9 protein-coding genes are annotated in these 12,224 nt (G+C 39.9%); 3 read left to right on the top strand and 6 right to left on the bottom strand.

The genetic code is table 11. The features are described 5' to 3' along the window. Window positions 1-130: 130 nt before the first annotated feature. From QTN47_RS23690 to QTN47_RS23670, 5 genes are all read right to left on the bottom strand, one after another. Window positions 131-1,432 carry a sterol desaturase family protein gene (locus QTN47_RS23690; protein ID WP_369331927.1) on the bottom strand — a complete coding sequence of 434 codons (1,302 nt, stop codon included), beginning with the start codon at window positions 1,430-1,432 and terminating at the stop codon, window positions 131-133. 158 nt (window positions 1,433-1,590) lie between these two features. Next, a complete protein-coding gene (locus tag QTN47_RS23685) occupies window positions 1,591-2,259 on the bottom strand; it encodes a redoxin domain-containing protein (protein ID WP_369331926.1) in 669 nt (222 codons plus the stop codon). A gap of 494 nt (window positions 2,260-2,753) precedes the next feature. Next, window positions 2,754-3,332, bottom strand: coding sequence for a hypothetical protein (locus tag QTN47_RS23680; RefSeq protein ID WP_369331925.1), 579 nt, complete (start codon window positions 3,330-3,332; stop codon window positions 2,754-2,756). Between the two features lie 5 nt (window positions 3,333-3,337). Next, window positions 3,338-5,074 carry a TonB-dependent receptor gene (locus tag QTN47_RS23675; RefSeq protein WP_369331924.1) on the bottom strand — a complete coding sequence of 579 codons (1,737 nt, stop codon included), beginning with the start codon at window positions 5,072-5,074 and terminating at the stop codon, window positions 3,338-3,340. A 76-nt stretch (window positions 5,075-5,150) separates the two neighbouring features. After that, window positions 5,151-8,195 (bottom strand): tetratricopeptide repeat protein, encoded by a 3,045-nt coding sequence (locus tag QTN47_RS23670; protein ID WP_369331923.1) that lies wholly within the window; start codon window positions 8,193-8,195, stop codon window positions 5,151-5,153. Between the two features lie 343 nt (window positions 8,196-8,538). Between QTN47_RS23670 and QTN47_RS23665 the strand changes: the two genes are divergently transcribed. The 3 genes from QTN47_RS23665 (at window position 8,539) to QTN47_RS23655 (ending at window position 10,147) form a co-directional block, all read left to right on the top strand. Next, on the top strand, window positions 8,539-8,949 hold the full coding sequence (locus tag QTN47_RS23665) for a DoxX family protein (protein ID WP_369331922.1): 411 nt from the start codon (window positions 8,539-8,541) through the stop codon (window positions 8,947-8,949). Window positions 8,950-8,981: 32 nt separating this feature from the next. Then, window positions 8,982-9,395, top strand: coding sequence for an acyl-CoA thioesterase (locus QTN47_RS23660; RefSeq protein WP_369331921.1), 414 nt, complete (start codon window positions 8,982-8,984; stop codon window positions 9,393-9,395). Window positions 9,396-9,508: 113 nt separating this feature from the next. Further along, complete coding sequence (locus tag QTN47_RS23655; protein WP_369331920.1) at window positions 9,509-10,147, top strand: Uma2 family endonuclease; 639 nt, start codon at window positions 9,509-9,511, stop codon at window positions 10,145-10,147. Window positions 10,148-10,578: 431 nt separating this feature from the next. On the opposite strand, the gene dacB is transcribed toward QTN47_RS23655, so the two are convergent. Continuing rightward, entirely contained in the window at window positions 10,579-11,979 is a 1,401-nt protein-coding gene (dacB, locus tag QTN47_RS23650) for a D-alanyl-D-alanine carboxypeptidase/D-alanyl-D-alanine endopeptidase (protein ID WP_369331919.1), read from the bottom strand. Window positions 11,980-12,224 lie beyond the last annotated feature (245 nt).

The following is a 12,224-nucleotide window of genomic DNA, read 5'->3' as shown; positions in this document are numbered from 1 at the left end:
ATACTTTACACAAAAACAAAACCGCAGATCATTGGGTTACCCTACCTATTGATCTGCGGTTTTCTTTTTTTTGCACTCCGCTTATCTTACGATCTTACTGTCTTACAATCTTACACGTCTTTTTTTGGTCTTACGGTCTTACGGTCTTATAAACAATCTGCAAATACCTGCTCTCCAGCGAGCTGTAATATTTTAAGGGAAGAATGACTACAACCGCAGTTAATAACACCATAGCAACGAGATCGATGTAATAGTGATTGTAAAAAAGCGGAATGAGGAGCAATGCAGTAAATCTTAGTAATTCCACGTGAAAGATCCAATGCTTTTGTTCCATAATGGCGCCGCAATTGATAAGGGTTAGCACAACTGAAATGGTAAAGAATATTTTAAGAGAGATTGGAAAATATTGTTCAAAAAGAATGAAAACAAAAAGACTCGTCAGTAATATGATCATTTGCCATATTACATAACGATTGAGTGGCCTGGTGATTTGTTCCGTATTCTGCTTTATGTGGAAGATTGCTTCCGCTTCCTCTCTTAGTGAAGCGTCGAAATGTTCGGGGCGGCCAAACAGCACTTTCATTTTGTTTACAAAACCTTTTTGCGCCTTCATTCCCAACCATAGCTCAATATAAAAATGAAAATGCTGCCATAAAAAGCTGTAAGTATTCAACGGTTTGGTTAATCCATAAACGGGCTCTTCTTCCTCCTTCTGAAATGTTCCGAACAATTTGTCCCATATGATAAATACGTCGCCGTAGTTCTTATCAAGGTATTTATCATTACTCGCATGGTGCACGCGGTGATGCGACGGAGTTACCAGGATATACTCAAGTATACCAAGTTTACCGATTAACCTCGTATGAATAAAAAATGGATAAATGCCGTGAATCAACAACATGGTGGTGATCATTGAGGCAGGAAAGCCAATCAATGGAAGAATGATCCAGAACCCGGTACGGACAAATGCCTGGAAAACCGTGATTCGCGCAGAGACACTGTAATTAAAATCTTCACTTTGATGATGAACAACATGCACGGCCCACAATACATTTATTTCGTGCGCCAAACGGTGATACCAATACCAGAGAAAATCAGTACACAAAAGCAACAAGATCCAAAGTAACAGTCCCGGTTTTATGTTCAACAGGCCATAATGCTTCTGAACATAATCATACACAAAAAAAAAGCCCGCAGTCACCAATATATCACAAAGCCTTTCGGCAATACCAACACTAACGTTGGCAATTGTATTGTGCAGGTTGAAATAAGCCAGCTTTTTATGTGTGGCGACTAAAAATTCAATCAGCATAAGGCCAATAAACAAAGGCACTGCAAATGCAAGAATGTTAAGGGTAAACTTATTAACACGAAAAAACGAAGAAGCAACTATATAATAGGGAAATAGCATACTATCCAATTGCATGTGCATTAGAAATTATTGTGCTGTTGGAAATATGTTGAAGCTAATGTCAGCCATTCGATTTCTGGCTGACAATGAAAATTGTATTCTGCTGAAAACAAATACCAGATGAACAAGCATTGCCGGCGAATCAAACGCTCCTATGGCCAACCGGCAATGCCGCACTTTTATGATACAGACCTGTACTGTACAGGCTGATAATTGAATTGCTGACTTGAACGATATACTTCTGTAAGCAGATCACTTATAAAAGGCTGACCCGAAATCCCTTCCTTAAAAGAAGTGAGATTGTAGTCAATATGATGGTAAGCTATTTGCCTGTCTGGTGTAACCACATAATATGCAGGCAAAGCAAGATCGTCGTGTTCTACGCCGGAAACCCATTGCCATAGCGGATTAAACGCATCATACAAACCAAACTGCTCTGCAATTGCGTTATCACGGTCGTAGAAAATAGTAAGAGAATTTTTATGCCTGATTGCTTTTTTGAAATAACGTGCTGGTGTATTGGTCAATACTACAAGCTTTCCCCCCATTACCTGTACATCTGCCTGCAAACTTTCCAGGGCTTTGATATCAGGAATTTTTCCCAGTTGCGCATTGTAAAAAACAAGCACCAGTGGTTGCTGGCAATCCAGGAAATCCTGGACAGAAATAATCAATTCATTTGCCAGTGAACCTGAAGCCAGGTGTCTTGCGATACCATCTTCAGCATGTAAATAAAACCCAGGGATGGTGTTTCCTTTAATTAAGGGATAATATCCAAAATGACGGGTTCTTGCAGATACGTAATCAACAGGATGTAGTTTTTGCCTGCCGGCTATAATAGTTGACATAATTTCTTAGTGTTAATTGATGAAACAGAAGTATAAACGGGTTTGTGGGAATTAGAAAAACCCCCTGCACATTAGATAGTGCACATTCGGAAGGCGCAACAACATCGCATTATTATAAAAGAAGAAGTTGGCATGTCTAAATCAATTTCAATGCAATGTTAGGACAAAATAAATAGTCCACCAATTTAATAGACTATTTTTTTGAAAAAAAATTCACCCTTACGTTAGGGGCACTAATTGACAATTGAAAATTGACAGTTGACAATGTGTTTCACTTAGTTAGCAAGTATTGCCATCTTTGGGAGATGTTTGGATGAAATTCTCTGTGTAACTATGTGTTCTCCGTGAAGCTCTGTGTAACTGTATTTATTGTTTTACAGACGGAGGCAGATGTAAACAGTGAGTGACGATAACTTCATTCACGCATGACAATTATAATAGAAAAAAGCCGGAAAACTTCGTTCCCGGCTTTTTATAATAGGTTTAATTTTGAACTAAACATTCACGCTGTGCGTGAGGTAGTAATAAGTAATGAGTCCGATACCCAGCACGCCAAGAATGATTGCATAAATCCACCAACGGTTATTCGCAGAACGGTCTGAAAGAATTTCCAGCATTTCATCAGAAGTTTTTTCGGCTTCTCCAACCAGGATGGTGTGAGAAGCTTTTTCGCGGATCACGCGTTCAACGCTTATTTCCGGAAAAAATTCTTCATCCACATTTTCAGCATGAAAAGTGTAGGTGTTCGAAAAGGCTTTGATCAGTTTGCCTATTCCTGGTAATTCCGCCTCACCCATTGTAGCAAGGTCATTTTTCAGATCGAAAGCAAAATCGTTGAAACGGCGAATGGCAGTTGTTTCATCTACCCTGAGCGTTCGCGCCAGGAACTGATAAAACTGCCTGTCGGCTGAATTAATATTTTCCAGGCTGAATCTGATAACTGATAGGGGGGCAAGCAGTGTTTTATTTACAAAATCAAGCCTGGCAGGAACTTGTTCCACCGTGAAAACACCGACTCCCGGAATTGCCAATCTGTTATTCAAGATCAAATAGTTATACAAAACGTTGCGCATGGAAATTATTTTTGCCCGAACGAATATACAACGCCTGCAAGAACATTGAAGCCTAATACTTCATATTGATGCCAACGCTCATATTTGTTGTTAAAAATGTTATTGAACTGTAACCACACGTTCAATTTGGGTATTACAGCAAATTCCACACCAGCGTTTAAATCAAATGCAGGATCAAGCTTTCCGGCGCCCATCTGCGCATTGCGATATCGGGCTCCGTCCCAGAAATATACATCACTTTTAAACTGAAGATCTTTTGTTATATGCCAGCGCAGCGCACCGTTTATTTCAAGCGGCAAAAGGCCCCATGCTTTTTCATTGTCTTTCAGGTTACTGTACTGAGTCATTGTTAAACCACCCAATAAAGAAAATTTCTCTTCTACGGTATATCCAATTTCTCCATGTACGCGTAAAGCCTTCATTTCTGATTCATTAACCACCTCAAACGCTTTACCGGTTATAGAATCGTTCACAAACAAAGGCTGGTTATTGAATTTAAGCGCTGATACTCTTGCGTTGTAAGTAAAATGACTGCCTGCCGATCCCTTGAACCCGGCATATTGTTCATTGATGCGCACATTATTCAGGAAAGTAGGCTGAGCCAGCCATGGATTGGTTTCCGCAAGTGTACGGTAGTTGGTCTTATTAAAGTACCCGATCCATCCCCCCTGCAAAATGAATTTTTCACCTTTGATCTTAATGTCGGCAGTAAAGTTTGGCAACCAGTGGAATATGGTATTATCCCATGTTGGATTAAAACCGGCAACGATGTTAACACCGGGTGTTTTAAAATGCACCGCGGGAGTTAATAAAAACAGGTTATTGTTTATTTTGGCTGCAGTGTCTCTTTTATAACCGGTATAGTCTGCGGTAAATCCAAGTTTCAGAGAAACAATTTTTCCTATGGATTTTTCGATTGGTGCATTCAACACAAAATTCTGTTCATTTGCACCATGATTATCCTGGAAGAAATCGGCATAGATATTAGGATTATAGCTAACACCGTACGCATTTTCGGTTTTATTACGCAGCCCGATCTTTGCTCCGAAAAGCGTAAACCGCTGGCGCAGATCATCTTTCTGAAATTTTAAGCTGTCCGGCTGAAATCCATACTGATACTGTGTATTGTTATCAAAAAACAGCTTACCTGTCCATTCGTTCTGGTTATTTGCCGAACTAAAAATACCCGTTACATCAGCGGATGTTTTACTGGCATCCTGAAAAGGCAGACTCCCTTTAGATGAAACGTGCTTCGCATGTATGTTAACAACAGATTGTGTTCCGTCACCCAACGAAACGCCGGCTTCCAGGTAAGGTGTTGTGTAGTTGCCGTAGCCAGCTTTTATATAGTTCTTATTCTCCCACACAATTGTCGAATCAATATGTGCAGCCAACGGCTTCAGCGGAGTAGGCTGATAAGCAAAGAATAAGTTTTGCGCAGGAATATCGTATGGCGCCACTTTTCTTGAGGTATCAGGCGTTGGCGATGCCGCGGTAAAATTTATTTTAGAAACGGTTTTCAATGTTGGTTTAAAAGAGGAAGTTACTACCACATTCTTTGGCGAATTGTCCTCCTTTACGTCAGGCTGGGCAGCCGGTTTCTGGCTGGTTTGGGAAGAAGTTTTCTTCTTTGCCTGGGTATGCGTCTGAGCCTTGCCTTTCGAAGATTTTTTCCTGGGTTTCTGCGCAAACAACGTTGCAGAAGTTGATATAAGAAGTAGGATTATAATAAACTTTTTCATGCCTTGTCTTTTATTTTTTGGCAGATGAACCTTAACCTGATTCATCCCAATAATTGTAATGTTTTAAATTCAATGATCAGGATGGATCTACCTTACTGTTCTGATTTTTTTCTGCAATTACATCATCAAGCAATTTGGTTGCTTCTTTCTTCAGAGAAGCATCAGTTGCGTTTTCTGCCACACTTTTCAGCGTAGCTTCTGCATTGAAGTAATCCTTTTGCTTAAAGTACACATCACCCAAAAGTATATAGGCCTTTGTGATCCAGTAGTCGTACGAACCCGCCTTATTGATCACTTCAAAACCGGCCTTTTCAGCTTCAGGAAATTTATTCTGGGCGAACAGAATTTCAGCAACACGATACCTGGCTTCTGCCGCATATTCTGATTTACCCAGTTGAATCACCTGCTTGTAAGCAATAGAAGCATCTTCAAGATTGTTGTTGTTCTGGTAATTCTTGGCAAGAATCATATTAGCCATCATCCTATCATCTGTCGCAGTACCTTTCTCTTTCAACAACTCTTCTGCATTAGGAACAGCTTCTGTCCATTTGGATAATTTATACTGGCAACGTAACAATCCCTTCATGCTTTCCTGTTTATTTTCAGGAGTAACAGCAAGGCCTTTTAGTTGTGTAAAATATTTTTCAGCACGCTCATAATCCTTCAGCTCAAAATAACTAATGCGGGCAGCCTGCAAAGCACTCGCTTCAGCATATCTGTTTGGCGCTTTGGCAGCAACTGCATCATAATATTTTATTGCATTGTCAAAGCTCTTTTTGCCATTATAGATCTCTGCAACCTGGAAACTTGCGTCAATTACATAACGCCCATCAGGATACTGTTTCAGGTACCCGGTCAATCCGCTTAAAGCAGTTTCGTAGCTTTTGTTTTCGTAAGCGATATTAGCCGTAACGTAGTTTAACGAATCCTCTTCGCTATAGCTTACGTTCTTTCCATTCTGACGCATGAATGCAACATATTCAGATGGCTTTTGCTGGTCAACAAAAATGCCTCTTATATAGTCAACAGCCTCGTCACTTTCATCAGAATTAGGATAAGCAGAAACCAGCTTTTTGAAATTATTTAGTGCTTCAGTGCTATTATTCAGATTGTAATACACCACGCCCAGCTTCAGATATGCCTGCGGTTTATACGCATCGTTGCCATTTTTTAGCAAATTGTTCAATGGACTTATTGCACTTTGGAAATCTTCATTTGCCATATACGCATTCGCAATCTCCATATTCGCATCCGCGATCAGGGAGGATTGAGGATAACGCTGCGCAAGTGATTGCATCAGGCTGATTTTTTCAGCATACTTATTTGAAGCGCCGGAAATAATCGCCTTTTGATACAGCGCGTAGTCTGCTGCAGGCAAATTGTTGTTCAGCACTGTTTCATACATCTGCAAAGCTTTCGGGAACTTCTTATCCATGAAATAGCAATCAGCGCTGCGCACATAAGCATCCTGGGAAATGTTATCCGAAGATGCAGAAACGGAAGTAGTTATTTGCTGAAAATATTGCAGCGCTTTATAATAATTTTCCTGTTTAAGATTGCTGTAGCCTAAAACATACCGGGCGTTTACAGGTGTAACTTCGCCCAAACTTGAAGATGCGTTCAGATATGTTTCCATGTAGTTAATAGCCGCATCATACTTGTTTGTTCTGTATGCAATCTCGCCTTTCCAGAAATTCACAAAAGGCAACTGGTTCTGGTTGTAGGGAGCAAGCGTAAGCACTTTATCCAGCAACGCATCAGCCTGGGCCAATTGCTGGTCATTGATCAGTTCAACTGCCCTTCCGCATAAGATCCGCGGATACAGGCGCTTAACTGCTTCGCTTTGCACACTCAGGCTTTCGAACAATTCCAGCGCGTCTTTGTAATTGTTTGTATTTGCCAGTAAGCTCACTAATAATTCTTTGGCTTCAGGAGCATTGTCAGCTTTAGGATAAGTAGTAACAAATTCTCTTAATTCATTCAACGCAACATCCTGGTAACCCAGTTCGTAAGAAAGCTTTCCGTAATTGAATTTGGAGATTTCTTTCTGGATAAGATTGCTGCTATTTAATTCGCAAAACAAAAATGCATTTCTTGCACTGGCCTTCTGGTTTGTTTTTAAATAGGCATCAGCCAGCAAATACATGCTGTTCTGTGAAAGTGAATCTTCTTTGCCACCTAATTCTTTAAACCCGGCGATGGATTTTTTCCATTGCTGCGCATCATAGTAGCAGTAAGACAATTCATATAAATCCTCACGGCTTACTTTTTCAGTACTGCTTACATATTTTTCAAGATAAGGAAGCGCTTTTGCAAATTCTTTTTTCTCGAAGTAAGCGTGACCAACCAACTGCCTTAAGCGCAGGTCGTAAAACTGGCCGCCCTTTGCAATTGCTTTCTCACCGTACTCAATGGCTTTATCTCTATCTCCATTAAAGTAATGGATCTCTGCAACGTAATATGGAACAATATTTTGGTAAGACGGCTGACCATCAACCAACTTAAACGCACTCAATGCCTCTTTGTAGTTTTTCTCGTTAAAGCAGATAAAACCATAATAATAATTGGCATCATAATAATTAGGATCGGAAGGGATCTGTCTTATTGCATTAAACAATGGCTTCGCATCGTTAAAACGCTGCATGGTAAAATAGGCATAGCCCTTATGAAATTTCATGCTGGCAATCTCACGGTTGCTGAGGTTTTCCGGCGTTGTTTTTTCATAATAATCCAGCGCTTCGGCAAACTTTTTCTTGCGATAATAGTACTCTGCAAGATGATAGCACAGCATTTCAATCCGCGGCGTATTATGCTCTATTGCAATAAATTCTTTTGCTTTTTCTTCCGCAGTAACGTCATTAAGCTGCAAGCCACAAACGAGCGAATAATATTTTGATTCGAGCTGGATAGTAACAGGAATGCTGCTGTTTGCGTCAGCCTTTTCATTCAACATTTTGAATAACGGGTACGCAAGACTAAACTGATCTTTCTGATAAAACTCTTTAGCAAGCTTGAAGTTGGCATCAGGATCGTCGTTGGCCTTTGTAAATTGCGCCTGCGTTGTTAAGCCGCACACAACAAAAGCACTTCCAATACAGATTTTTTTTACACTTTGGATCATACTCTGACGGAACGAATTAGATTATGAAATATTTCAAGGGCATTCTTAATAAAACGCAAAAAACGCGCTAAAGGTAGCAAGGATGCAGGCAGCAAGGCCATTACATGTTTATATGTGGATAAAGTTTAAAGATGACTTACTTTTGCACAATTCGTAATGTGCAAGATGTTTGCAATGTTTTTTGTTACGTTTGAAAGTTAAACTATATATGTGTTTGTATCCACAAATGGCAGAAAAGGGCTGAGACAGAATAAAAATGTTGTGTTACAACCACTTAGCTTAAGTAAAAAGTTTACTTTAGTTTTGAAAAATTTATATCCGGCAGAAAAACAAATGTTGTAAGATGAGAAAATTCTTTAGCATCAACTATAGCAGCGCAGCCTTCAATTTTAGCATGCTGTTGGTAAGGCTCACTTTTGGCCTTTGTTTATTACTTAAACATGGACTTCCGAAGCTAATGAGCTTTGCTACATTACAATACCAGTTTTATAATTTTATGGGAATAGGATCGAGGTTTTCTCTTATTCTTGTTTTGTTTGCAGAAATATTCTGCAGTATGTTCATCATACTCGGATTATTTACCCGTATGATGGTTATTCCGCTGATCATTATGTTCCTGGTGATCATATTTGGGCATGATAAAGGCAAGCCGTTGATGGATTCTGAGCTGGCGCTGGTTTATTTAACCGCAATGATCACGTTGCTGTTTTGCGGACCGGGCAGAGTTAGCGTGGACGGCATGATCAACAGGTAGAAAATATCTTTACAACACGAATTAATAGCTATATGTACGAATCAATTACCCAGGTGCGCGTGCGTTATGCGGAGACAGACCAGATGAACGTCGTTTATTATGGTAATTATGCGCAGTATTTTGAAGTGGGAAGGGTTGAAAGCATACGACAACTGGGTTATACGTATAAGGATATGGAAAATGAAGGCGTGATGATGCCGGTGATTGAGTTAAGCATTAAATATTTGCGCCCTGCTACATATGATGATCTTATTACGATCAAAACGCAGATCCGCGAAATGCCTGTTGATCATAAGATTGAATTCCACCAGGAAGTATATAATGAAAGTGGAAAAATGCTCACATCCGGCAATGTAAAATTGTATTTCCTCGAGACAAAAACATGGAAAAAAACGCATATGCCGCCGAAGCTGCATGAAAAGCTAGCGCCGTATTTTCAGCAATAGCTTATTTATAATTAGGTAGGATTTACGAAGCACGCAGATATGACAAGCTCAGTTTTTACAACGTCTTAAGAAAGCAACATTGATATAACAATTAACCCATAAACCCCTTAACAATGGAAATTAAAGAACCGGCCCTCGCCTATTACAAACAGTCTATGACACCCGAAGAATATCTTGAATTTGAACGCAACGCTACGGAGAAGCATGAGTATATCAACGGAGAGTTGTTGCCCATGAACCGGGCATATGAAGGTGTGTATGCAATGGCTGGAGCAAGGCTAAGACATGTAAGATTGGTGAGTAAATTACAAGGTGAACTTTTTGTAAAACTCAAAGACAAAGCCTGCGAAGTTCTCACCAATGATCTTCGCCTTTCTGTAAAAAACGCAAAAAGTTACTTCTACCCTGATCTTGTAATTCTCTGCCAGAAAGAACAAATGCTGGATAAAACTTTTGATACATTACTCAACCCACAGATCATTATTGAAGTATTATCTAAAGGAACTGCAGACTACGATTTGGGCCGGAAACAATTTATCTACATGCAGATTCCTTCATTGCAAGAAATGGCTTTTGTTGACAGTAACAGCATGAATGTGAAGGTTAGCAGACGAAGAATCGGTGGAACCTGGGAAATGGAAGAACTGACAGAGCCTGAACAGGAGCTAGCGCTTTCGACCATTCCGGTAACACTAGCGCTGAATGATATTTATAACGGGATAATTTTTGAAGGAACAATTGCAACAAATTAAATCTCAGTAATTCTTTATTGATTACGCAATCAATGCGGTTTAGTCAAGCATGCATCGTCAATTTTGGGAGACCTCTACAGCGGGAATAGTAACATCGACGGGGATTGGGTAGAGCAATCAAAAACGGAATGGCATAGATTTAATCTGCCGAGCTCTATTGATTCAATTCATTGCCGTCTGCTTCAGCTGACGGATAGTAATTGATATCTTAAATATGGCTTTAGCCACAAATGCTGGTATTTATGGCTAAAGCCATATTCCATAATTTCCATTTTCCGTTCGCTAAAGCGGAACGGCAATGAAAAGAACATTATTAATTCAACTGTCATTCGCACGATCGGAGAGGTCTCCCGGGTATGGATCTGATCGTAATAGTTTATGGTTATTTGAAAATGACAGCTATTAACTAAAAGCCACAAGATTATGTAACCTTATAAAATCTGGTTTAACACCTTATACATTTTCTGAACAATTGCAGATGAACTTCCGCTGTAGTTATTGATCACAATCGCAAAGGTATATTGTGTGCCCTGTTTGGAAGTATGGTATCCGGTAAAAGCCCGTGAACCACCTATAGAGCCACTTTTCATCTTCATATTGTTGTACAATGGCAGTCCTGCATAAAAACTTTTAAACCAGGACTGATCTTTTGCATATTGCAACACACTAACCAACGCTTTTGCTGATACGCGGTTTTGTGGAGACAGCCCACTGCCGTCCAAAATATTCAGCGCATCTTTATCTATGCCCCTTTCCTTCCAGAATTGCTGTAGTAATTCAATACCTTTTTCCGTAGAGCCCTTTCCATCTTTTATGTATGCCATTGTTTTCAACAAAGCTTCCCCGTACAGATTAATGCTTTTTTGCAGGAAGTGATAGACAATGCTATCTAAAGAAGGAGAATAATATGATAGTAATTTTTGACCGATGCTGCTACCAGGTGATTGGCTTTTCGTTACCTGGGCGGCGCCGCTTACTTCAATATTGTTTTTCCTCAATTGTTCAGCAACAAATAAAGCCAAACACATCGCAGGATCAGGTATTGAGCCGGAAATAGTAAACGTCGATGAACCCGCCGGAACGGTGCCCCGCACAAAACCTTCGTTGGCATAAGGAGGCAAATAAATAAACCCATTATCACCGCTGCCGGCCGAGCCTGTTGTTGCTTCGCTTGTAAGATGAACATTGTACAATGCCGGTTGAGTTTTTATAATACCAACTGAATCTCCAACATTTTTTCCCGGCTTTAAATAAAGATCATACTGGTTTTCGTGCCAGTTAAGGGCGGCAATGCCTGCCCCGTAATAATTACCAATATCATCCCATATCCATCCACCGGGCAGGGTTTGTGTTTCAAAATCTCCGTTGTGGCAATATATCCCACCACTTACGCTTTTAACACCTTTAGCTTTCAGGGTTGCTATTACCGTGTCAATAAAATCATTTTCCTTCCTTCCCTTAAATCTCCAACTGCCAAGTGTCGGGTCGCCGTGACCAACTATATGCAAACTGCCGTTTAAAATGCCCTGTTCGATATTTCCGTCATAAAATACCTCTGTACTATACTGATAATTCTCGCTTAACAATGACAATGCAGCAGTTGATGTAATTACTTTTTGCGTGCTGGCCGGAGCAACACCAGTTTCTTCATTCAGTGCATATACTGGCCGGCCTGTTTTTGTCTCAACAATGTAAAGCGCCATCAAAGCGTGCTTCATCTGTTCGTCTTTCAACAAACTTTGTACCGCCGAATTTGTTTTTTCTGATACAGTCTGAGCACAGGTCATCACCCATATATTACACAGAATTAAGGCCAGCCAGATTCGTTTCATCGTTTAATGTATTTTAATTAATGCAAACACGGTAAGTTTGTGAGACTGGTAAAGATAGGGAATGGTGAATAGTGAATAGTGAATAGTGAATAGTGAATAGTGAATAGTGAATAGTGAATAGTGAATAGTGAATAGTGAATAGTGAATCAATGTCGTTGAAATAAGAGTTCTTTGAAAAAGTTGTTTATAAGCAGGTTGATTTCAATAAATTAGCGGCTCAAAAAATACTACTAAGATTATAGGGT

Origin of the sequence: Danxiaibacter flavus (genome assembly GCF_041060425.1) — a bacterium.
Taxonomy (GTDB): domain Bacteria; phylum Bacteroidota; class Bacteroidia; order Chitinophagales; family Chitinophagaceae; genus Danxiaibacter; species Danxiaibacter flavus.
This window is presented reverse-complemented; position numbering and strand designations above follow the sequence as displayed.